23 protein-coding genes are annotated in these 22,411 nt (G+C 63.0%); 17 read left to right on the top strand and 6 right to left on the bottom strand.

Annotated elements, in window-relative coordinates:
- Positions 1 to 515: 515 nt before the first annotated feature.
- From ABIB35_RS14150 to ABIB35_RS14140, 3 genes are read right to left on the bottom strand one after another with little or no spacing between them, the layout of a single operon-like run.
- The gene (locus ABIB35_RS14150; RefSeq protein ID WP_354182365.1) at positions 516 to 1,529 is read right to left on the bottom strand and encodes an NAD-dependent epimerase/dehydratase family protein; all 1,014 of its coding nucleotides are present in this window, start codon (positions 1,527 to 1,529) and stop codon (positions 516 to 518) included.
- Entirely contained in the window at positions 1,526 to 2,518 is a 993-nt protein-coding gene (locus ABIB35_RS14145) for a glycosyltransferase (protein WP_354182364.1), read from the bottom strand. Before ABIB35_RS14145 ends, ABIB35_RS14150 begins: the two co-directional genes overlap by 4 nt.
- Before the next feature lies 1 nt (position 2,519).
- On the bottom strand, positions 2,520 to 3,419 hold the full coding sequence (locus ABIB35_RS14140) for a glycosyltransferase (RefSeq protein ID WP_354182363.1): 900 nt from the start codon (positions 3,417 to 3,419) through the stop codon (positions 2,520 to 2,522).
- A 157-nt stretch (positions 3,420 to 3,576) separates the two neighbouring features.
- Here ABIB35_RS14140 and ABIB35_RS14135 point away from each other — a divergent pair, with 157 nt between their 5' ends.
- The 14 genes from ABIB35_RS14135 to murA all read left to right on the top strand — a co-directional run bounded on the left by ABIB35_RS14135 (position 3,577) and on the right by murA (position 16,254).
- Complete coding sequence (locus ABIB35_RS14135; RefSeq protein ID WP_354182362.1) at positions 3,577 to 5,481, top strand: polysaccharide biosynthesis protein; 1,905 nt, start codon at positions 3,577 to 3,579, stop codon at positions 5,479 to 5,481.
- The gene (locus ABIB35_RS14130) at positions 5,481 to 6,479 is read left to right on the top strand and encodes an MraY family glycosyltransferase (RefSeq protein ID WP_354182361.1); all 999 of its coding nucleotides are present in this window, start codon (positions 5,481 to 5,483) and stop codon (positions 6,477 to 6,479) included. The genes ABIB35_RS14135 and ABIB35_RS14130 overlap by 1 nt, the downstream gene beginning before the upstream one ends.
- Positions 6,480 to 6,582: 103 nt before the next feature.
- Positions 6,583 to 7,083: a Cg1360 family ATP-synthase-associated protein gene (locus tag ABIB35_RS14125; protein ID WP_502915794.1), complete on the top strand. Its 501-nt coding sequence runs from the start codon at positions 6,583 to 6,585 to the stop codon at positions 7,081 to 7,083.
- Complete coding sequence (locus tag ABIB35_RS14120; protein WP_354182359.1) at positions 7,076 to 7,345, top strand: AtpZ/AtpI family protein; 270 nt, start codon at positions 7,076 to 7,078, stop codon at positions 7,343 to 7,345. The genes ABIB35_RS14125 and ABIB35_RS14120 overlap by 8 nt, the downstream gene beginning before the upstream one ends.
- Positions 7,346 to 7,424: 79 nt before the next feature.
- Positions 7,425 to 8,231: a F0F1 ATP synthase subunit A gene (gene atpB / locus ABIB35_RS14115; RefSeq protein ID WP_354182358.1), complete on the top strand. Its 807-nt coding sequence runs from the start codon at positions 7,425 to 7,427 to the stop codon at positions 8,229 to 8,231.
- A gap of 87 nt (positions 8,232 to 8,318) precedes the next feature.
- A complete protein-coding gene (locus tag ABIB35_RS14110; protein ID WP_342024192.1) occupies positions 8,319 to 8,531 on the top strand; it encodes an ATP synthase subunit C-like protein in 213 nt (70 codons plus the stop codon).
- Positions 8,532 to 8,573: 42 nt separating this feature from the next.
- Entirely contained in the window at positions 8,574 to 9,122 is a 549-nt protein-coding gene (locus tag ABIB35_RS14105; RefSeq protein ID WP_354182357.1) for a F0F1 ATP synthase subunit B, read from the top strand.
- The gene (locus ABIB35_RS14100) at positions 9,122 to 9,937 is read left to right on the top strand and encodes a F0F1 ATP synthase subunit delta (protein WP_354182356.1); all 816 of its coding nucleotides are present in this window, start codon (positions 9,122 to 9,124) and stop codon (positions 9,935 to 9,937) included. Before ABIB35_RS14105 ends, ABIB35_RS14100 begins: the two co-directional genes overlap by 1 nt.
- A 101-nt stretch (positions 9,938 to 10,038) precedes the next feature.
- The gene (atpA, locus tag ABIB35_RS14095; RefSeq protein WP_354182355.1) at positions 10,039 to 11,676 is read left to right on the top strand and encodes a F0F1 ATP synthase subunit alpha; all 1,638 of its coding nucleotides are present in this window, start codon (positions 10,039 to 10,041) and stop codon (positions 11,674 to 11,676) included.
- 102 nt (positions 11,677 to 11,778) lie between these two features.
- A complete protein-coding gene (locus tag ABIB35_RS14090; RefSeq protein WP_342024196.1) occupies positions 11,779 to 12,672 on the top strand; it encodes a F0F1 ATP synthase subunit gamma in 894 nt (297 codons plus the stop codon).
- A gap of 78 nt (positions 12,673 to 12,750) precedes the next feature.
- Positions 12,751 to 14,214 carry a F0F1 ATP synthase subunit beta gene (gene atpD, locus ABIB35_RS14085; protein ID WP_354182354.1) on the top strand — a complete coding sequence of 488 codons (1,464 nt, stop codon included), beginning with the start codon at positions 12,751 to 12,753 and terminating at the stop codon, positions 14,212 to 14,214.
- Between the two features lie 5 nt (positions 14,215 to 14,219).
- A complete protein-coding gene (locus ABIB35_RS14080; RefSeq protein WP_104052449.1) occupies positions 14,220 to 14,513 on the top strand; it encodes a F0F1 ATP synthase subunit epsilon in 294 nt (97 codons plus the stop codon).
- 9 nt (positions 14,514 to 14,522) lie between these two features.
- Positions 14,523 to 14,951, top strand: a complete 429-nt coding sequence (locus tag ABIB35_RS14075) for a DUF2550 domain-containing protein (RefSeq protein WP_354182353.1) — start codon at positions 14,523 to 14,525, stop codon at positions 14,949 to 14,951.
- Positions 14,952 to 14,988: 37 nt separating this feature from the next.
- Complete coding sequence (murA, locus tag ABIB35_RS14070) at positions 14,989 to 16,254, top strand: UDP-N-acetylglucosamine 1-carboxyvinyltransferase (protein ID WP_354182352.1); 1,266 nt, start codon at positions 14,989 to 14,991, stop codon at positions 16,252 to 16,254.
- A gap of 165 nt (positions 16,255 to 16,419) precedes the next feature.
- Here murA and ABIB35_RS14065 read toward each other — a convergent pair whose 3' ends face one another.
- Positions 16,420 to 16,623 carry a cold-shock protein gene (locus ABIB35_RS14065; protein ID WP_104101230.1) on the bottom strand — a complete coding sequence of 68 codons (204 nt, stop codon included), beginning with the start codon at positions 16,621 to 16,623 and terminating at the stop codon, positions 16,420 to 16,422.
- Positions 16,624 to 16,889: 266 nt separating this feature from the next.
- The gene (nucS, locus tag ABIB35_RS14060) at positions 16,890 to 17,585 is read right to left on the bottom strand and encodes an endonuclease NucS (protein ID WP_354182351.1); all 696 of its coding nucleotides are present in this window, start codon (positions 17,583 to 17,585) and stop codon (positions 16,890 to 16,892) included.
- Positions 17,586 to 17,625: 40 nt separating this feature from the next.
- On the opposite strand from nucS, the gene ABIB35_RS14055 reads away from it, so the two are divergent.
- Positions 17,626 to 17,994, top strand: a complete 369-nt coding sequence (locus tag ABIB35_RS14055) for an Rv1322 family protein (RefSeq protein WP_354182350.1) — start codon at positions 17,626 to 17,628, stop codon at positions 17,992 to 17,994.
- On the opposite strand, the gene ABIB35_RS14050 is transcribed toward ABIB35_RS14055, so the two are convergent.
- The gene (locus ABIB35_RS14050) at positions 17,995 to 19,281 is read right to left on the bottom strand and encodes an AI-2E family transporter (RefSeq protein WP_354182349.1); all 1,287 of its coding nucleotides are present in this window, start codon (positions 19,279 to 19,281) and stop codon (positions 17,995 to 17,997) included.
- A 242-nt stretch (positions 19,282 to 19,523) separates the two neighbouring features.
- On the opposite strand from ABIB35_RS14050, the gene ABIB35_RS14045 reads away from it, so the two are divergent.
- Together ABIB35_RS14045 and ABIB35_RS14040 are read left to right on the top strand one after the other, a co-directional pair.
- A complete protein-coding gene (locus ABIB35_RS14045; protein ID WP_354182348.1) occupies positions 19,524 to 21,374 on the top strand; it encodes a DUF8094 domain-containing protein in 1,851 nt (616 codons plus the stop codon).
- A gap of 66 nt (positions 21,375 to 21,440) precedes the next feature.
- Positions 21,441 to 22,409 carry a tetratricopeptide repeat protein gene (locus ABIB35_RS14040; protein WP_354182347.1) on the top strand — a complete coding sequence of 323 codons (969 nt, stop codon included), beginning with the start codon at positions 21,441 to 21,443 and terminating at the stop codon, positions 22,407 to 22,409.
- Positions 22,410 to 22,411 lie beyond the last annotated feature (2 nt).

Below are 22,411 nucleotides of genomic sequence, written 5' to 3'. Positions count from 1 at the left end.
ATTAGCGATCCACCGGCCGCCAAGTCGGTTCCGGTGGCAACACCCCCCGGATCATGGATGACTGGGGGCAAAAACCATGCCGGAACCGACCGGCCGACACACCCATATCCTGCAACAGGAAAGGGCTACGAAAAAGGTAACGGGGCCAGATGACGTGCGCTGGTGTGGTGACGTGCGTGCGAGTGTGCGGTTTCGGCGTGCGGCGCTGCTTGGCGGGGCGCGTTGTAGTTTCCGCGAGTGTCGACGTCGTGCGTTTTGCCCCACTCGAGTGTCGCGTTCGTGCGCCTTTCCCCGGTCGATTGTCGCGTTCGTGCGGCTTTGCCGCGCGCATTTCGGCACTGTTGCGTCACTCGGTGGGCGGAAGCCGCATGATCCCTACACTCGGCGGGCCAGACGGGTCAAACGGCACGGCGGGCCAGACGGGTCAGAGGGGTCAGACGGGTCAGACAGGACAAATGGCACGGCGGGCTCGGCGGGCCACCGAACGGGCGGTCCTCGGGCCAGACGGCGAAGGTCTAACTGGTTGCCGGTTCCCGGGCCTGCACGGAACGCAGGATTTCCTGCACCCGCGGCTCGGGGACGTTGCCGGTCGCTTCCGCCCAGCCGGGCACCTGCCGCTGACCGAACCACATCATTTCCAGCCGGCGCAGGGGACCGTGCAGCCGTTCGCCAGCGAGGGACGAGAGCCGGTAACCACCCCACAGCGCACTGCGGCAGAACCACTCAGGCAGCCGCCGGGGCTTCCGGCCCCCGGCAGCTTCCAGGACTCCGGCCACCGTGGATTGTTCCCAGGGCTGTAGGACGACGGCGGGAACGCTGCCCGCGTGCAGCCCCACCGTGCGGATGAACTGCACCAGCGAATCCACGGAGCTGACCGGGGACGGCGCCGAACCCGATCCGGCGACGGTGGCCAGGGGAGAGGCAGCCAAACGGACAAGCTTCGCGGTGGTGGCGCGCTGCGGTCCCTGGACCGAGGTGGCGCGGATCGTCACCGTACTGCAGGGGCCGGCTGCTCGGGCAGCCAAGGCATGTTCGCCCCCTGCCTTGGAACGGGAGTAGGCCGAAAACGGCTGGACAAAGCTGGTCTCGTCCAGGAACGGGCGGTGCCCCTGAACGGCCGCGCTGCTGAGGTGGATGAACCGGCGCACCCCGGCGGCATCAGCGGCGTCGGCAATCACCACGGGCAGCAGCGAGTTGGCACCGCGCAGGGCGGGGGAGTCCGTGCCACCCGGCGTAGCCAGGCCCGCAGCGTTGACGATAACAGCGGCGCCGGTGAAGGCCGCCGCCAGTTCAGCCCGCACAGCGGCCAGCCGGGCCGCCTCCTCCAGCAGCCCCGGCACATCATGGGCTGCGGATTCCAGCCGGGGCGCGGACACGGTCCGCACCGTGATGCCGGCTTCCTTCAGCCCCGCGCACACGGCGCTGCCGATGAAGCCCGAGGATCCGAGAACCACCCACGGCGCGGAGGCCTGCTCGGGTGCGGACGTCTGCTGGACTTCGGTTTCCTGCGGTGAAAGGTGTTGCGTCAAACCTGGTGCTTCCGATCATGGGGTGGGGCCGGTGCAAGCGCCGGCATAGGCTGCCATGTTCCATCGTGCAGGATGGTCCGGCTTGCGCGCCAACCGCGCCACAGGCTGGGAACCCCGGCGATGCGGTGTTCGACGGCGAGCAGCCGCAGCAGTTCCTTGCCGGCGGTCAGCAGCGTGCCCAGGGCAAAACCGGTGCGGCTGTACCGGCCGTGGGCCAGCAGATACTGGCCGGTGTGGCCGCGGTTGCGCATGGAATAGAAGCGGCTGAGATCACTGGAATCGTTCAGATGCCGGATGCCCAGATCGATCTGCTTCTGCGGACGGACCTTCTGCAGCACAAAATCGTTGACATAAACCACATCCGTCAGTCTGGAGGCCAGCCAACCATAGATTTCGTCGTCGCCGTTGATGAAGTACCGCTCATCCGGAAGACCGATGCGGCGCACCAGGTCAGCTGAAATCAGCATGCCCTCAAAGCAGCCAACGTTCGTCGAAAAAACCGGTGCGTCCCGGAAGACGTTGCCGCGGATCGGAATGTGAATCCCCAGGAAGGGCAGGAACCGGTGCTGCCAGAAGAACGGCTGGCCCGCCTCGTCCAGACGGCGGCCGTGGATGCACTGATAGGTGCCGGTCCACTTGGCGAGCGCGGCCACCGCGCCGGGAAGGATCACGACGTCGTCGTCCATCAGCCACAGCCACGACGCGCCTTCGGCGAGGGCACGTTCCACCCCCGCCGCGAAGCCGCCGGCGCCGCCTGCGTTGACGGGCAGGCGCACGTTGATCAGCGGAACGGAGAGCCGCGAAGCGGCGGCGCTGATGACGTCCTGCGTGTCATCAGTGCTGGCGTTGTCCACCACCACAATCCGCACCGGCCCCGGCGTTAGCGCGGCCACGGAGTCCAGCAGGCCGCGCAGGTAGCCCGAACGGTTGAAGGTGGTGATGACCAGGGTCAGTTCGGTGGCGGGTACGGAGATCTCGGCTCCGGTCATCTCAGAAGCCGAAGTCCGACGGCGGCCCGAAGCGGCGTCCGCGCATGCCGGCAGCGTAAGCGCGCAGCCAGGCGGCGAAGCCGCGCGGGTCGCGGGTTTTGGCAAAGTGGACAGGGTAGCCCACGGCATCGGCGGCGAAGGATCGCAGCCGCTTGTACTTCCATGTCAGGTGGCCGCGGTTACGGTAAAAGTAGAACTGTTTGAAGGCGTTATCTGGAACCAGTACATGCAGCCGGTCGCCGGCCACCTGCTGCACCTCGGCCCACGCGGCCGGATGGGTCAGGGCCACGGAGGTGACGGTGCCGAAACGGATTCCGGCGCGCCGCAGGCGGATCATGAAGTCTGTTTCATCACCCCGGATGAACAGGCGCAGGTCCGGCAGGCCAACACGGAAGAACACATCGGCGCGGATCAGGGCGCCGTTGAAGAAATGCCCGACGTCGGGAATGAAGCCCAGCTTTTCAACCTCGGCGCGGTTGTGCGTGAGCTTGCCGTCCAGCCGGAAGTGGAAGGAGAGCGTATCGGGGTGCCCCGGCGCCACCACCAGGGGAAGGACCACGTCCATGTGGTGCTCCTGCGCGGCCTCGAGCAGCGCTGAAAGGCAGTTCGGATCCTCCGGGTGGGCGTCGTCGTCCATGATCCAGATCCAGTCCGCACCCGAGGCCATGGCGGAGAGAATGGCCAGCGAAAAACCGCCGGCACCGCCCAGATTTGTGTTGGACCTGATGTACGTGACCGGCGCGGGTGAGGCTTCAGCGATATCCTGAACCGGAGTCTTCCCTGAATCCACCAAGGCAACTGACGTAATGTTGGCGCTCTGGGCAGCCAGGGCGTCCAGCAGGGTGGACACGTCATCTGGACGGTCGAAAGTTACTGCTGCTACGGCCACGGAGTCCGGCAAAATGATCCTTTCGGGGCAACCCGGATGAGCGGCCCAAGCCGAACGGAGAAGGGTGTGCAGTTAGAATGCTGATGAGATTCCAGTCTATTACACCGGATTCTTCCGAACTGTGTTGCAACCGCCGAGAAGAGAACCGGGGAACTACCCGTTGAGGATTATGAGCCAGACAAGCACGGACGAGAGCGGGCCCATCCGCGAGGAAAAGCCTGCGTTGTGGCTGTGGTCCCAGTACGTCCTGGACTCCCTGGCCTGGATTGTGGCCGTGGTCCTGGCACTGGTATTGCGCTACGAACTGACGGTGGACCAGATCAACCCCGGGGGTGTCGCGGTCTTCTGTGCAGTGGCCGTGCTGGTGCAGCTGGTGGTTGGCTATTCCTTCGCCCTGTACCGGGGCCGCTACAGTTTCGGCAGCTTCCACGAGATGCGGCTGCTGGCAATCGTCACGCTGGTTGTTGCCGTCATTCTGGTCCTGGTGAGCGCGCTCTTCGGCCTGGCCATCGATATTCCCCGCAGCACCGGCATGATTGCCTTCCCGTTTGCCTGCCTGTTCATGGCCGCCATCCGCTACCTCAAGCGCATGTATGTGGAGGGCAAGGTCCGTCCGGGCGATGAAGCCCAGCGCACGCTGGTGTACGGCGCCGGTTTCCTGGGCAGCTCCCTGGTGACCCGCATGATGAAGGATCCGGAGTCGCCCTACTATCCGGTGGGGCTGATCGATGATGACCCGGCCAAGAAGCACCTGCGCCTGTCCACGGTGCCGGTCCTGGGTCGGCTGGGGGATCTGCGCGAGATTGTGCAGCGAACCCGCGCCACCATCCTGATCATTGCCATCGCCGACGTCGAAGCACGCCAGGTACGGCAGGTCACCGACAGCGCCGAAGGCCTGAACCTGAGGGTCCTGGTGCTGCCGCCGCTGAAGGACATGCTGAGCAAGGGTGCCGGCGCCGGGCTGACCGACTTCCGCGAGGTCGCCGTCGAGGACTTGATCGGCCGCCGCCCCGTAGACATCCATGTGGAGGAAGTGGCCGGGTACCTCACCGGGCGCAAGGTCCTGGTGACGGGGGCCGGCGGTTCCATCGGTTCGGAGCTGTGCCGGCAGATCACCGCCTTTGATCCGGCCGAGCTGATCATGGTGGACCGTGACGAAACCGGTCTGCAGCTGACCCAGCTCTCCATCACCGGACACGGCCTGCTCAACGGCAAGGACACCGTCCTGGCCGATATCCGGGACCCCGCCGCCCTGGACCAGATCTTTTCCGACCGCCGTCCAGACGTGGTTTTCCACGCCGCCGCGCTCAAGCATGTCTCTTTGCTGGAGCAGTACCCGCAGGAGGCGTGGAAGACCAACGTCCTGGGTACCGCGAATGTTCTTCGCGCCGCCAAAAAGGCCAAGGTCCGGTACTTCGTGAACATTTCCACAGACAAGGCAGCTAACCCCACCACGGTGCTGGGGCACTCCAAACGAGTGGCCGAGAAACTCACCGCCTGGATGGCAGGCAGCACCAAGGAGCGCTACGTATCGGTGCGGTTCGGCAACGTCATCGGCAGCCGCGGATCCATGCTGCCGCTGTTCACCGAGCAGATCCGCCAGGGCGGGCCGCTGACCGTGACCGATCCCGAGGTCACCCGATTCTTCATGACCATTCCCGAGGCCTGCCAGCTGGTGATCCAGGCCGGTGCGATCGGCCGCGGCGGGGAAGTCCTGATTCTGGACATGGGCGAACCGGTGAAGATCCTGGATGTAGCCCAGCGGATGATCGCCATGTCCGGCAAGGACATTGAGATTGTGTTTACCGGTCTGCGCCAGGGCGAAAAGCTGCATGAAATCCTGGTGGGCACCGGCGAGGACGATTCCCGGCCGCTGCATCCGAAAATCTCCCACACAGCAGTGGACGAGTTGAACCCCTCGGACCTGCGGTTCGAAGACTGGCTGCAGAAATGCGGTGTTGACTCGCACGGCGAGACCCTGCCGCCGGTCACCGGCATCGGGGGAGCGGCCACCGGGGACCGCGCCGATCTGCATCCGTTCAACGGCGGCGCGGCGGAACGGCGGACGGGCTGATGCTGCTTGCCCTCTGCACCGGGGCAGCCTTCCTCGTAAGCCTGCTGCTGCCCTTCCTCTTCATCCCCTTCCTGCGCCGGCTCGGTGTCCTGGACATCCCCAACGAGCGCTCCTCCCACAGCAAAGTAATTATCCGCGGCGTGGGCGTCACCATCGCCGCCGGAGTGCTGCTGGGGCTGGGGCTGTCCCTGGTGACCAGCCTCGTAGCCGTGGACCGCTCCATTGTGCTGATCCTGATGGCAGTCATTGCGCTGGCCTCGCTGCTGGGCTGGATCGAGGACTTCCGCGGCCTGTCGGTCCGGGTGCGTGCGGGCCTGCAGCTGCTGCTGGGACTTGCGGGAACAACCGCGCTCGTCTGGACCATGGAGCAGAGCTACTGGTGGGTGCCGGTGGGCGCCCTTGCCATTGCCGCGTACATCAACGTTGCCAACTTTATGGACGGCGTCAACGGGATTTCCGGGCTGCACGGGATCGCGGTGGGCATTCTGTACGCCGTTGGCGGCATGCTGGGCGACCAGCTGTGGATGACGGTGGCCGGGGCGGTGGTTGCGGCGGCCTTTGCTGCGTTCCTGCCGTGGAACCTGGGCCGCGGATCGGTGTTTATGGGCGACGTCGGCAGCTACCTCCTGGGCGCGTCGATCTCCGGAATAGCTGTGGCAGCCTTCCTGGCCGGAGTCAATGTGGAGTATCTGCTTTTTCCGATTCTCATTTACCTGGCCGACACCTTCTCGACCCTCCTGCGACGCATGAGCCGGGGTGAGCGGTGGTACGCGGCGCACCGTCAGCATGTATACCAGCGCCTGACCGATGTCGGCCTCAGCCATCTTCAGTCGGCGTCCGTGGTGAGCGCCTGCACCCTCCTGACGGGAGGCGCCGGGCTGCTGGTGGCCGGCGCCGGCGATGTGCTCAAAGTCGGTGTGACGCTGTTCGCCATGGCCGTTGTGGTCTTTTACCTGCTCTCGCCCCGGATCTTCGGGCGGCGCAACGTCCGGGTGTGATCGCGCATGGCGGTTCCCGGACGGGACCGACTTCTATGTGCTGTAGAATTTGAGGAGTCGCGGAGAATGTGCGACGCAACTTCCGCCCGCCCCAGCCCAAAGGATGTCTAAAGTTATGAGCCCCGCAGACGGTGCCCAGGCTGGACGTCCCCTTACCGCTTCCGGGCCAACTCTGAATCCATGGCTCGGAATATTCCGTTACGGGATGAAGTGGACCGGAGTGTTCATTGGAATTCTCGCTGTAGCTGCCCTGGTGGTTGCCGGGATTTCGGGTGCAGGCAGCGTGCTGTTCGGCTGGGCACTTGTCATCGCTTTCAGCGGTGTCAGCCTCCTGACCGTCCATGTGGTGGGCCGCGACAATCCGCACGGTGCCATGGCCATGTTTGCCTTGATCTACATCGTCAAAGTCGTTGTCTTTGCGGCCGTGCTGATAATGATCGGCAGGCCGGACTGGCTCGAGGCAGTGTGGTTTTTCACCGCCGCGATCGGAACCGTAGTGGTGTGGCAAGTTGCGGAAATCCGTGCCTTTTCCCGGATCCGTTTCCAGCTGTATGACGACGTTCCCCGGGAAAAACCATCAGATAAAGGGGAAAAGGATGTCTGATAAGCCTGGTTACGACCCCGACGCCACCTACGACTCCGGCATGCGTGTCTTCAGTTACATTATTGGCGGGATCGTCGCCTGGGGTTTGATAGGCTGGTTTCTGGACAATCTGTTCGAAACTCAGTGGTTGGTGCTCGTCGGTGTGCTCTTTGGAGTAGCCGCCGGATTCTACCTGACCAAAGTGCACGGCCTGACCGGAAGCAAACCTGCGAAAGCCAGCGTCGGCCATCCAGCCCACGACCGTGAAGAAGCCGAACAGTAATGCCAAAGATTTTAGACCGGGCAACTAGCTTTGCCCCGATACACACGCCCGATGAAGGACACAGCAGAGAGGAAACGCGTTGATCGCGCTTGCACTCCCGGCCACTAATGAAGGTGGATTCGTTCCGCCGGCCATTGAAGAAATGCACCTCCCTGAGATTTTCCCGTGGGGCGCCGAATACGGCACCGGTTTTGGCAAGCAGATGCTGCTGGTCATCATCTCGGTAGTCATCATTGCCGTGTTCTTTATCATGGCTTCCCGTAAGGGCAAGCTGGTTCCGGGACGGCTGCAGTTCCTGGGCGAGTTCGGCTACGGATTTGTCCGTAACAGCATCGCCAAGGATGTGATCGGCGAGCGGGACTTCATGAAGTTTGTCCCCTTCCTCTTCGCACTGTTCTTCTTCATTGTTGTCAACAACATCTACGGCGCTATTCCCTTTATCCAGCTGCCGAGCTTCTCCCATCCGGGCGGAGCCTACCTGCTGGCCGGGATCGTCTACTTTACGTGGATCGGTGTTGGCATCAAGAAGCACGGAATGAAGTATTTCGTGAAGGCCACCGTTCCGGCTGGCGTGCCGTGGTACATCCTGCCCGTATTGGTTCCCATCGAGATCATCTCCAACTTCCTGGTCCGGCCGATCACGCACAGCCTGCGTTTGTTCGCCACCATGATGTCCGGCCACCTGATCATCATGCTTGCCGGCGCCGGTATTGAATACCTCCTGGTTCTCCAGGACAACATTCTGCTCCAGGCCTCCTCCGTGCTGGTTCTGGGCGGCGGCATCGCCATGTACATGCTTGAAGCACTGATCATGGTGCTCCAGGCCTACGTTTTCACCCTGCTTACCGCCATTTACATCCAGGGCGCACTGGCAGACGATCACTAAGCTTTCCCTCTAGGGAAAACCTAAACTTCCCCTCGGGGAAACCCCAAGCAACCTGCCCTTCAGGGCATCTTGAAAGGAAAAATGAACATGGAAATCACGGGTAGCCTCAACGCAATCGGCTATGGTCTCTCCGCTATTGGCGGCGCCATCGGTGTGGGTCTTGTCTTCTTCGCCTACATCAGCGGCGTTGCACGCCAGCCGGAGGCACAGCGCGTCCTCCAGCCGATCGCCTTCCTGGGTCTGGCACTGACCGAAGCCCTCGCTATCCTTGGTCTGGTTCTCGCGTTCATTCTTGGCTAACGACAGCCCACTGACCCACCAAGCAGATAGGACGGGTGCATTATGGATCAGGTAGTTATGTTGGCAGCCTCTGAGGGCGCCAACCCCCTGATGCCCAATCCCTGGGAAATCCTGGTGACGGGAATCAGTTTCGCCATACTGATGTTCATCGTCGTCAAGTTTGTGGTGCCGGCCTTCGAAAAGACGTACGCGGAGCGCACCGAAGCTATTGAAGGCAATATTGCCAAGGCCGAAAAGGCCCAGGCAGAAGCCAGCGCAGCGCTGGTTGAATACAAGGCCCAGCTTTCCGACGCCCGGGCAGAAGCCAACGCCATCCGTGAGGAAGCACGCGCCGAAGGCGCCCAGATCCTTGCTGAGCTGAAGGCCAAGGCCGCTTCGGAATCCGCTCGGATCACCGAGCAGGCACAGGTGCAGATCGCCGCAGAGCGGCAGGCGGCTGTTACGTCGCTCCGTGCTGAGGTTGGCACACTGGCAACCGAGCTGGCCGGACGCATCATCGGCGAAACGCTCGAGGATGACGCCCGCGCCGCACGCGTGGTTGACCGTTTCCTTGGGGAACTGGAAAACGAGAACGCAGGTGCAGCTAGGTAATGGCAGGAGTATCGAGCGAATCACTGGCCTTGGCCCGCGAGCAGCTGGAAGCCAAGCTTCCCTTTGCCTCGCTGTCATTGGCAGAGGAACTCTTTGGAATCCTGGGCGTTCTCGACAGCAGTGCCGGTGTCCGGCGCGCGCTGACCGATCCCGCCCGTGAAAGCGATGCCAAGGCGGCGCTGGTTTCACAGCTGGTAGGCGGCAAGGTTTCGGCTGATGCTGAAGCAATTGCGGCAAACCTTGTCTCCTCGCGTTGGCGGTCTCCGCGTGACTTGGGTGATGCGCTCGAGGAACTGGCTGCCACCGTTGTTTCGGCAACGGCAGAAAACAGGGCAGGTGGCCTTTCCGGCCTCGATGCCCTGGAAGATGACCTCATCCGGTTCAACCGGGTGGTGGCTTCCAGCCACGAGGTCCAGCGTGCTCTGTCGGAGCCGCAGGCGTCGCCTGCGGCAAAGACCGTCTTGGCCGAAAAGCTTGTGCCCGGGGCCAGCCCTGAAGCACTCGTCCTGATCCGCCAGGCAGTCACGCATCCGCGTGGCCTCAAGCCCAGTGCCCTGGTGGCACGCTTCCTTGAGCTCGTTGCCGGGCGTCAGAAACGCTGGATCGCCGAGGTTCGGGCCGCCCGTCCGTTGACCCAAGAGCAGCTTTCGCGTCTGCAGTCCTCTCTTAACGGACTCTATGGCCGTGAGTTGAAGATCAACGCCGACGTTGACCCGTCACTGATCGGCGGCGTGCGGATCGCAGTGGGAGACGAGATACTGGATTCATCAGTAGTTTCCCGTCTGTCCGACCTCCGTCGGAAGCTCGCGGTCTAACCGTCCCGCGGGGCGGTTGAGACCAGTTCAAGAACATTGAGAATTAATCCCGGTCATCGGCACCAAGCGATGATCACAACACAGGAGAGCAGGGACTGCAGATGGCCGAATTGACCATCAACGCCGACGACGTCCGTAATGCGTTGAACGAATTCGCGGCGTCCTACGAACCCGGAAACGCAGAGCGCGTTGAAGTTGGCCGCGTAACAACCGCCAGCGACGGCATTGCCCGTGTGGAGGGCCTGCCCTCCGTGATGGCAAACGAGCTGCTTCGGTTCGAGGACGGCACACTGGGCCTGGCCCAGAACCTTGACACCCGTGAAATCGGTGTCGTGGTACTCGGCGATTTCGCCGGTATCGAAGAAGGCCAGGAAGTTCACCGCACCGGTGAAGTCCTGTCCGTACCCGTGGGCGACGCCTTCCTTGGCCGCGTTGTCGACCCGCTGGGCGAGCCCATGGATGACATGGGTCCGATCCAGGCTGAGGGACGCCGCGCCCTGGAACTCCAGGCGCCGGGCGTTACCCAGCGTAAGTCTGTCCATGAGCCGCTTCAGACCGGTCTCAAGGCAATTGACGCCATGATTCCGATCGGCCGTGGCCAGCGCCAGCTGATCATTGGTGACCGCAAGACGGGTAAGACCGCCATTGCCGTGGACGCCATCCTTAACCAGAAGGCCAACTGGGAATCCGGCGACGTGCAGAAGCAGGTGCGCTGCATTTACGTAGCCATCGGCCAGAAGGCATCCACCGTTGCTGAAATCAAGCGCACCCTCGAAGAGAAGGGCGCAATGGAGTACACCACCATTGTTGCTTCCCCTGCTTCGGACCCCGCCGGTTTCAAGTACCTGGCACCCTACGCCGGTTCGGCCATCGGCCAGCACTGGATGTACGGCGGCAAGCATGTTCTGATCATCTTTGATGACCTGTCCAAGCAGGCTGAAGCCTACCGCGCCGTATCCCTGCTGCTCCGGCGCCCGCCGGGACGCGAGGCCTACCCGGGCGACGTGTTCTACTTGCACTCCCGCCTGCTGGAGCGTTGTGCCAAGCTCTCCGACGAGCTCGGCGCCGGTTCGATGACGGGCCTGCCCATCATCGAAACCAAGGCAAACGACGTCTCGGCCTACATTCCGACCAACGTCATCTCCATCACCGACGGCCAGATCTTCCTCCAGTCGGACCTCTTCAACGCTAACCAGCGCCCCGCCGTCGACGTCGGTATTTCCGTGTCGCGCGTCGGTGGTGCCGCTCAGCAGAAGGCCATGAAGAAGGTCTCCGGTACGTTGAAGCTGGAACTGGCCCAGTACCGCGACATGCAGGCATTCTCCATGTTCGCGTCGGACCTGGACGCAGCCACCCGTCAGCAGCTCACCCGCGGTGCGCGCCTGATGGAACTCCTTAAGCAGGGTCAGTACGCTCCGTACCCCGTTGAAGAGCAGGTTGTTTCCATTTGGGCCGGCACCAACGGCTACTTGGACGATGTTCCCGTGGAAGATGTGCTCCGCTTTGAAGGCGAGTTCATCGACCACCTGAAGCACAGCACGTCAGTGCTGACCACCCTGGCACAGACGGGCAAGCTTGAGGACTCCACTGTGGATGAACTCAAGAAGCGCGTTGTCGCGTTCAAGGAAGGGTTCTTCGGCGAAGGCGACAACCACATGGTTGCTGCCGGCCACGAAGAGCACTCCGCCCTGGGCGAAGACGCTGTTGACCAGGAAAAGATCGTCAAGCAGAAGCGCTAACGCCTTTGTAGTTCCGCGTCCGGATTCCTCAGGAACCCGGACGCGGAACCCTAGGCCTTTGCCTTAGCCCCTAGTAGAACGCTAGGAACTGAAAGGAAAAGTATGGGAGCCCAAATTCGGGTCTACCGTCAGAAGATCGCTTCGACGACGTCGATGCAGAAGATCTTCAAGGCGATGGAGCTGATTGCTGCCTCTCGCATTGGAAAGGCACGCACCCGTGTGGCTGCGTCATTGCCGTACTCCAATGCGATCACCCGTGCCGTTTCTGCTGTGGCGTCCCAGTCGGAAATCGACCACCCGCTGACTACCGAGCCGGAGAACATCCGCCGGGCAGCCATGGTGATCCTGACCTCCGACCGTGGTCTTGCTGGTTCGTATTCCGCCAGTGTGCTGAAGCAAAGCGAATCCTTGGCCGAACTGCTCCGTGAAGAGGGCAAAGAGGTCAAGACCTACCTGGTGGGACGTAAGGCGCAGGCGTACTACGACTTCCGAGACCGCGAATCTGCGCGTGTCTGGACCGGAAATACCGATGCACCGGACTTTGAAACCGCCCGCGAAATCGGCCGGGCCCTTCTTGATGACTTCAACACCGACTACGAAGACGGCGGCGTGGACGAGATCCACATTGTCTACACGCGCTTCAAGTCAATGGTTGTCCAGGAACCCACGGTGATCCGTCTGCTGCCGCTGGAGGTGGTGGAGGAAGAAGCGAAGTCCGAGACTGAGCTGCTGCCTCTCTACGAATACGAGCCCGAGCCCGAAAAGGTTCTTGACGCACTGCTGCCGCGCTACATCGAGTCGCGCATCTTCGCAGCCATGCTTCAGGCAGCCGCTTCCGAGCTTGCCGCCCGCCAGCGCGCAATGAAGTCCGCCGGGGACAACGCCAGCGACCTTATTAAGAAGTACACGCGACTTCGCAATAACGCCCGCCAGGCCGAGATCACCCAGGAACTGTCCGAGATTGTGGCCGGTGCCGACGCGCTCAGCGCGTCCTAGCTCCAGCACGATTCCAGGCGTAGTTCCACCAGAAGCAAACTTAGTCCACACGCCATCTAACTGAGTGAAGTGAGAGAGATGACTGCCCAAACTGTCGAGCACGGATCTGATTCCGTAGCCTCGGGTGCCACCGGCCGTATCGCCCGTGTCATCGGCCCGGTTGTCGACGTCGAATTCCCGGCTGACGCAATCCCCACCATCTACAACGCGCTGACCACCGAGCTCACGCTCAACGGTGAGACCCGCACCATTACGTTCGAAACGTCCCAGCACCTCGGTGACAACCTCGTGCGCGCCATCTCCATGCAGGCCACCGATGGCCTGGTCCGCGGCGCAGCCGTCAAGGATACCGGCGCACCGATTTCCGTCCCCGTGGGCGACGGCGTCAAGGGCCACATCTTCAACGTCCTGGGCAAGCCCCTGGACGTCACCGAAGATGAGCTTGAGATCACCGAGCGCTGGCCCATCCACCGCAAGGCTCCGAACTTTGCGGACCTCGAAGGTTCCACCGAGATGCTGGAAACCGGCATCAAGGTCATCGACCTTCTCACCCCGTACATCAAGGGTGGAAAGATCGGACTGTTCGGCGGCGCCGGCGTCGGCAAGACCGTGCTGATCCAGGAAATGATCACCCGTGTTGCCCGTAACTTCGGTGGTACTTCGGTATTCGCCGGTGTTGGCGAGCGTACCCGTGAAGGCAACGACCTCTGGGTTGAAATGGAAGAGGCAGGCGTCCTGAAGGACACCGCCCTTGTATTCGGCCAGATGGATGAGCCGCCGGGAACGCGTCTTCGCGTGGCCCTGTCCGGCCTGACCATGGCGGAGTACTTCCGCGATGTGCAGAACCAGGACGTGCTGCTCTTCATCGATAACATCTTCCGCTTCACGCAGGCAGGTTCCGAGGTTTCAACGCTTCTGGGCCGCATGCCGTCCGCCGTGGGCTACCAGCCGAACCTTGCAGATGAGATGGGTCTCCTCCAGGAGCGCATCACCTCCACCAAGGGCCACTCGATTACGTCAATGCAGGCCATCTACGTGCCTGCTGATGACTACACCGACCCGGCTCCGGCCACCACGTTTGCGCACCTGGACGCCACCACGGAACTATCCCGTGAAATCGCCTCCCGCGGACTGTACCCGGCCGTTGACCCGCTGACCTCCACGTCACGCATCCTGGACCCGCAGTACGTGGGCCAGCTGCACTATGACACGGCTGTCCGCGTCAAGCAGATCCTTCAGAAGAACAAGGAACTGCAGGACATCATCGCCATCCTCGGCATCGACGAGCTGGGCGAAGAGGACAAGATTGTTGTGGCACGTGCACGCCGCATCCAGCAGTTCCTGTCGCAGAACACCTACACCGCCAAGCAGTTCACCGGCGTCGAGGGCTCCACGGTTACCATCAAGGAAACCATTGAGGGCTTCAAGGCCATCTGCGACGGCGACGTTGACCACATTGCCGAGCAGGCCTTCTTCAACGTTGGCAGCATGGACGATGTCATGGCCAACTGGGCGAAGATCCAAGAGCAGACCGGGAAGTAAGCCCCATGGCGAACACTGCTGAACTCGAAGTTGAGATTGTCGCCGCCGACCACTTTGTGTGGTCCGGCGCGGCGAAGATGGTCAAGGCACGCACGTCCGAGGGCGACGTCGGGATCCTTCCCGGCCACACCCCGCTGCTGGCCATCCTGGCCGAAGGCGAAATGGCCATTGAACCGGTGTCCGGCGCGCGCTTCACGGTGAACGTTGACGGTGGATTCTTCTCCGTCGACAGCAACCGCGTGGTGATTGTCGCTGACAACGCTCAGATGAACGACGCAGCCAACGCTGGGACTCGCTGACCCTTCCCAATGAGCAGCTCTTATGTGTTCATTGCGCTGGCAGGGCTCCTGTTCCTGTTGGTACTGGCAGTAGTTCTGTTCGGGGTGCGCCGCAGCCAGCTGCGGCGTGCCCTGGGTACTTTTGACGCCTCCATTTGCCTCCCGCCCCGCGGTTGGCAGATGGGGGTTTGTCGTTATACGGACACTCATCTGGAGTGGCTGAGGCTTATTTCACTGAGCCCGCGCCCACCCCACAGATTCCTGCGTAGTTCCCTGGAAATCGGGAGCTGGCGGCAGCCCACTGAGGCTGAACGCGCCCGGATCCAGCCCGGCGCCATTATTGTCACCCTTGACTATAAGGGCAGCGAATTCCTGGTTGCCATGAAGTATGAGGTCTATACCGGCCTGTCTTCCTGGCTGGAGGCCGGTCCGGTCATTGGCATCGGCACCTGGCGCTGAGGCGGGGTCCATTCCTCAACCGTCTTAGTATGGAGGGATGGAAGACGTCATTGTTGTTACCGGCCCCGCATCTCTCAATGGGGCTGTCAGCGTTCCCGGAGCAAAAAACAGCGTTCTAAAACTCATGGCGGCTACGCTGCTGGCAGAGGGACGCTCCACTATCACCAACGTTCCCAACATCCAGGATGTCTGGATCATGGCCGAGCTGCTGCGCCGGCTGGGATGCACGGTGGATTACGACGTCGAGGCTGCCGCGGTCTCCGTCGACGTTCCCGCCTTGCCCGGGCATCAGGCGGATTATGACCTGGTGCGGGCAATGCGCGCCTCCATCTCCGTGCTCGGTCCGCTGGTGGCACGCTGCAGGCAGGCAGAGGTTGCCCTTCCCGGCGGTGACGCCATCGGCTCCCGCGGACTGGACATGCACCGCGCCGGCTTGGAGCTGATGGGAACCACCATCACCATTGACCACGGCTACTTGGTGGCCTCTGTGCCCGAAGGGCTGATCGGCGCGCGTCATCTTCTGGACTTTCCGTCCGTCGGCGCCACCGAAAACCTGATGATGGCCGCGACCCTAGCCTCGGGCACCACAGTGATCGACAACGCGGCCCGCGAGCCGGAGATCACCGACATCGCCTTAATGCTCAACGAGATGGGTGCAAGGATTTCAGGCATCGGCACCAATACCCTGGTGATCGAAGGCGTTGAGCGGCTGAACCCGGTGGTGCACCGTGTTGTTCCGGACCGGATTGTTGCGGGGACCTGGGCCTTTGCTGCCGCCATTACCGGCGGGTGCATTGAGGTGCGCAACGCCGACGCTTCAGCACTGAGCGTTGTCCTGGACAAGCTTGCACAGTCCGGCTGTACGGTCACGGTGGGGGAGAATGGCTTCACGGTCAAGGGAACCAACCGCCCGGAACCTATCAATGTGTCCACGCTGCCCTATCCGGGATTTCCAACCGATCTGCAGCCCTTTGTCGTCACGCTGAACGCTGTATCCACCGGATCCGGAATGGTCACGGAGAATGTCTTTGAAGCACGCTGGGGATTCACCTCGGAGCTGGCCAGGCTCGGAGCCGTCATCCGCCTCGACGGACACCATGCCCTGATACAGGGTGTTCCCCGGCTATCCGGTGCCCCCGTGGAGGCAAACGACATCCGTGCGGGGGCTGCCCTGGTCATTGCGGGGCTGGCTGCCGAGGGCACCACCGAAGTCCGTGGGGTAGACCACATAGACCGCGGCTACGAGAGTTTTATGGAGAACCTCCGTGGCCTTGGCGCGCAGGTTATCCGCCGCCGCAGCTGACACCGGCCACTGTGCCGGCCACTGTTCCGGGCGCGGCTCCGCCCTGGTTCTGCTGCCGGGGGGCGGTTCTGTACCGCTACACAAACAGGAAAGTCCCCGGCAGGTGCCGGGGACTTTCCTGGTGATCCGGGAAGAACCCGGACGGTGAAGCTGAGTAATGAAAGCTTAGAGGGCGGTGACGCCGGTAGCCTGGGGGCCCTTGGCGCCCTGGCCAATCTCGAACTCTACGCGCTGGTTCTCATCAAGCGTCTTGAAGCCGCCGGTCTGAATTTCAGAGTAGTGAACAAAGACGTCGCCGTCTGAATCATCGGGAGTGATGAAGCCGAAGCCCTTTTCAGCGTTAAACCATTTGACGGTACCCTGTGCCATTTTGTTTCTCCTCATAAGTGGAACTACCGGCCGCCACACCCCGCGGCGGCCTATTGTTACTGAAACGGGAAGGCTCAAGATCCTTGCCATTCAGCAGTTCCTTGAGGAGCTCCACGCTCGCAACGGTCTTGCGAGCATGAATAACACCTACACAAAGACTGGTTATAGGATTACACACGCCGAATGGCTGGTCAACGAATTGGATGAAAAAACTTCCGAGTATTTTCTGAAGTATTTATCCGGCACGTTCCGGTGTGCGCAAAGACCTAAAAAAGACGGGACGCTGAATCGTCCACGCCGCGCATGGCGTCGTAGTCCAGCGTCAGGCACTCGATGCCGCGGTCCTGCGCCAGCACCCGGGCCTGGGGTTTGATCTGCTGTGCGGCGAACACACCTTTTACCGGTGCCAGGAGAGGGTCCCGGTTGAGCAGCTCAAGGTAGCGCGTCAACTGCTCCACCCCGTCGATGTCTCCGCGGCGCTTGAGTTCCACGGCCACAGTGGCGCCTGAAGCATCGCGGGCCAGGATGTCCACCGGTCCGATGGCGGTCATGTACTCCCGCCGGATCAGCGTGAAACCCTCACCGAGCTTGGTGATCTGCTCCGCAAGCAGCCGCTGCAGGTCCGCCTCGACTCCGTCCTTGATCAGGCCCGGGTCCACGCCCAGATCGTGCTTCGTCTCGGAGAACCGCTCGTAAATGCTGATGACCAGTTTGTCGTCGGTCTTGGCACTCTGAACGTTCCAGGTTTCGATCACGCCTGACTCGGCGTCGTCGTCGGCCGGTTCGGTGATCCGGAGGGTGGCCGGAGGGCTCATCCAGTTCAAGGGCTTGTAGGAGCCGCCGTCTGAGTGGATCAGGACGGAACCGTCGGCTTTTACCATCAGCAGACGAACGGCAAGTGGAAGATGGGCACGGAGGCGGCCGATGTAGTCAACAGAGCAGCGGGCAATTACTAAACGCACAGTTGCACTTTACCGGCTCTGCTCGGGCAAAATGACTTATATGCCCCGTTCGAACCGTCCCCGACGCCCGCCGGGCGCAGCCAACGCCAACCTGGGCCGCAGCGCGCGGAGCAAGTGGGCCACACCCGCCGCCGAGCTGGACCTGGAGCGGACCCGGGCGGGGATACCCCGGCGCGAGAGTGCGTCCGACGGCGAGTGGTCAGTGCGGCAAATCACTGCACGAAATGCCGCGAAGGACTACAAATGCCCAGGATGCGGCATGATCATTCCGCCCGGGATTCCGCATCTGGTGGTGTGGCAGGAGGATTCGCTGCTGGGCAGGGACACCGCGGTGGCCGACCGCAGGCACTGGCACGAGCGCTGCTGGCGCACCCGCAGGACGGGCGGCGGGCGCCTGGGCAGGCGCTGACTACCGCTGGTCCTGGCGGGAGATGAACACTTCCTTGAGCAGCAGCAGCACGGCCGCAGCGGTGGGAATGGCTATCAGGGCACCCAGGACGCCCAGCAGGGTTCCGCCGGCTATCACGGCGATGACGGCCACAGCCCCGGGAACCGCTACGGCACGGCGCATGATGCGCGGGGACACGAAGTAGGCCTCAAACTGCAGGTAGGCCATATAGAACAGGGCGAAGACCACCGCTGTCTGCCAGCTGTTCGTGAGCGCGATTAGCGAGACCAACACCAGGGCGATGGGTGGGCCCACCAGGGGGATAAAGGCCAGCAGCGCAACCACAAAGGCCAGCAGGACCGAGAACGGCACGCCCGTGATGGTCATGACCACAAAGGCATACGTGGCATCCAGCAGGGCCACGATTCCCTGGCCGATCACGTAGTTGCCAACGCTGCCGGTGATTTCCTCGGACAACGCTTCGACCCGCTGGCGCCGGCTCCGTGGTGCCAGCCGGTAGCCCCACTTCTTCATAGACGGCAGGGAGGAGAGGAAATACAGCGTCAGCACAAGAATGATCAGCGCGCCGAACAGGCCGTTGGCAATCACGGTTCCCACGGACAAGACGCCGCCAAAAACTCCGCCTAGTGTGTCGGCATTGGTGAAGAACTTATTGACCTCTTCTTCGATTCTCTCCCGCACATGGAACTGCTCTTCGATGTTCACGAAGAAGTCTGATTGGAGGAACTTATCCACGTACCCCGGAGCATTGCTGATGATTTCCGAGGTTTGCTGGACGATCGTGGGAATCAGCATCGAGAAAAAGCCGATCATGACGCCGGCCAGGCCCAGGATGGTGATGGCGATTCCGGCCGGACGCGGTACACGCCGGGCGGCTAGCCAGCTCACGATCGGATCCAGGCCGATGGCAATGAAGAGCGCAGCTCCGATCCACACCAGGAGCTCGCCGACGTTGGTCAGGATGAAGTAGCCCAGCAGGGCAATACCCACGCCTACGGCAAACATGAAACCGAAGTGGATGGGATGGGCGTTCATGGTGCGAGGGGGAGCACCGTCAGCGCCGCCGCCCCCTCCGTCTGACCCCGCCTCCGTGAGGGGGACGTCCGGCGGAACATCAAATCTGAGCCTCGGCCGGGCGCCGGGAACACCGTTTGGCACGGCATGCCGGATCCGCTCCGAGGCAGCGGCCAGGAAGCCCTTCCGCTCGCCGGCGGGTGGGGCAGGTTCCCGGACCTGCTCCTGCGCCGCCTGCGGCTCGTCAGCCGGCTGGTCCTGGTTCTCGGCCATATTCTTGCAAGTCTCCTAGATCTAGCGAATGCCCCGGGTACGAAGCGTCACATTATCAGTCAACGGCAGCGGCGTGGCATGACGCGCTTCGGCGGCGGGCTGCTTCGAATGTGACCAGTCAACGGATTTCGTTACCATTGGGTTATAAACCCGGTTACCGCCCCGACAGCCAAGAGGCTCCACGCCCCGTTCCGCCTGCCCGCAGGTGAGGCGATTGCACCGAGACTGAAGATAGGTAAGTTGTGCGAAACAAAATTGCAGTTCCGCTGATCGTGATCGGAGTGCTGCTGATGCTCATAGGCATCGGACAGCGCACCATCTGGGCCCCGCCCAGTTCCGTCACGGCCACAGCACCGACCCAAGACCAGGCGGCGCCGCTGACTGTCATCAGCTCAGAGGTCCTCACTGAACACTCCGAGGGCGTGGACCTTACCGTTTCTGCGGAAGGCCCGTTCCTGATGGCCGTGGGTCGGGCAGACGACGTCGATGCCTGGGTGGGAGATGCTTCAGTCCTGAGGATAGGAGTCGACGCCGATACCCTGACCGCCGAGCACATTGACGGCACTGCCACCGTCCCCAACCCGGCCGGTTCCGACCTCTGGGTCTCCGAACAGGACGTTGACGGTGAGCTGACCTTCACCTGGGAAGCCCCCGCAGCCGGCGACTGGCAGATCCTGCTGGCCACGGACGGCACCGCCGCTGCGCCGGCCGATGTGTCAGTTACCTTCGCGAATGATGATTCGACGCCGTTCGCCATCCCCCTGATTGTGCTGGGCGCGCTTATCGCCGTCCTGGGCCTGGCACTGCTCTTTGCCACGGGACGCGGCAACAGCGGGCGCCGCGCCAGCGGCAGCGGCCCTGCCGCCGGCCCCGGCAGCACCACCTCGCTGCCAGCGGTGAAGCCCGCCGCACCGGACGCCGAGAAGCCCGCCGGGAAGAAACCGGTCGCCGAGCGCCCTGCCACGGCGAAGCCCGGCACTGCTGGTCCCTCAGAATCCGACGCACCAGCCAGGGACCCTAAGACGGGAACAGCCGGCACCGGTTCAGCTCTCCGGATCCTGCCTGCCCTGCGCCGCCGCGGCCCGGCCGCTGCCTTCAGCACCATGCTTGTGGCTGCGCTGGCCTTCGGCGCGGCCCCCGCGCCGGCACTGGCTGCCTTGCCCCTGACCGCCGGCCCCACGGCCGAGTCAGATACTGAGGCCACGCCGCCCGTGGTCCTGGACTCACAGCTGGAGCGGATCCTCACCGAGGTTGCAACCTCGGTCAACACCGCCGACGCCGCCAAGGATTCCGCGCTCCTGGCTACCCGAACCGGCGGCGCCGCCGCCAGCCTTCGCAAGGCCAGCTACGCCACCTCCGCGAAGGTGCCGGAGAGCGAGGCTCCGGAACCTGTTGCAGCGGAGCCGCTGAGGACCGACCTGATCATGGGCGGAACCGAATTCCCGCGCAGCGTAGTTGCCGTGACCCAGGGACCGGACAATGAGGTCCCGCAGGCACTTTTGCTGGTCCAGAATTCCGCCCGCGAAAACTACAAGCTGATGTCGGCCATCAAGATGCTGCCCGGAACCACGTTCCCGCCCCGGCCGGCGGGCGACACCGGTGTGGAAGCCGCTCCGGCAGACTCTGCCGAAGGCCTGGCCGTCTCACCGCAGACCGCCGTAGAAGATCTGGCGGACGCCCTGACCAAGCCCGACGGTGAGAACAAGGACACGTTTTCGACTAACACTTTTGCGGAAGCTGTCACGAAGTTCCAGTCCACGGTGCTGTCGAGCCCGGATAATGAGTTCGCCGACATCACGTTCAAGCACACGGCAGTTCCCGGGGAAACCGGTGCGCTGCGTACTGCCGACGGCGGAGCCATCGTTTTCGGCTACATGGACAGCAGCTACACCAGCGTTCCGCGCGAAGCCGGCGACTCCATCAACTTGGAAGGCACGGTCTACCAGAAGCTGACGGGGGAGACGAACACCGAAGCCGGAATCGATGTCAAGTACGGCGAAGGTGTCATGCTCTATGTTCCGCCGGCCGGCAGCACCGACCAGATTCAGGTCATCGGCGCCGTGCAGGAACTGCTCTCCGCCACCCTGAAATAGCCCCAACCCTCCATCAGGGGTAACCGGGGATGCCGGTGACCCGAGACCGCGTAATAAGGTGAAGCCATGAGCACTCCGAACCACCGTCCCGCACCGGCCGCTTCCACGATGAACCTGCGGGGCGCCGTCGACCTCTCCGCACTAAAGGCGAAGGCCACGGCGCCTCCCGCCCCCGCAGCCGGAGCCGCAGCGGGGGCTGCCGGCGCCGGTCAGGCCGGCCCCAGCCCGTACATCGTGGAGGTCTCTGAAGAGTCTTTCCCCCAGGTGGTCCAGCTTTCCGCCCAGGTCCCGGTCATCATCGACCTGTACTCGGCACGCAGCCCCGAATCGCTGCAGGTCAGCGGTGCGCTCGAGAAGATCGTGACTGAGCAGGACGGGAAACTGCTGCTGGCACGCGTGGACGTGGATCAGCATCCGCAGATTGCCCAGGCTTTCCAGGCCGTGGCCGTTCCCACCGTTGCCGCGGTCCTCAAGGGCCAGCCGGTGCCGCTCTTTGACCGAGCAGTTCCCGAGGAGCAGATCCGCGCCCTGGTGGCCGAACTGCAACAGGTCGCGGAAGCCAACGGTGTCACCGGCAGCCTCAACGAGGGCGGCGGCGCTGAAACGGCCGAGGAGCCGCCGCTTTCACCGCTGCATCAGGAAGCCTACGACGCGATTGTTGAAGGCGATTACGACGGCGCTGCCGCCGCCTACCGCAAGGCCCTGGCCGAGCAGCCGGCTGATGCCGAGGCAAAAGCCGGCCTCGCCCAGGTGGAGCTCATGTCCCGGCTCAAGGGCGCCGACGCGGAAAAGCTGCGCACCGAAGCGGCAGAGAATCCCGACGACGTCGATGCGCAGCTGGCCGTCGCTGACCTGGACATTTCCGGCGGGCATGTTGAAGACGCCTTCAACCGGGTGGTCCGCCTGATTGCCCGGGTCTTCGGAGACGACCGGGAGAAGGCCAGAGTTCGGCTGCTTGATTTGTTCGAGGTGGTGGGCGTTGCCGATCCCCGGGTGACCAAGGCGCGCTCCGCCCTGGCCCGGGCACTGTTCTAAGC

It is taken from the genome of Arthrobacter sp. UYP6, from assembly GCF_040547315.1.
Lineage (GTDB): Bacteria > Actinomycetota > Actinomycetes > Actinomycetales > Micrococcaceae > Arthrobacter_B.
The sequence above is the reverse complement of the archived record's forward strand: the minus strand, read 5'-3'. Positions and strand labels throughout refer to the sequence as shown.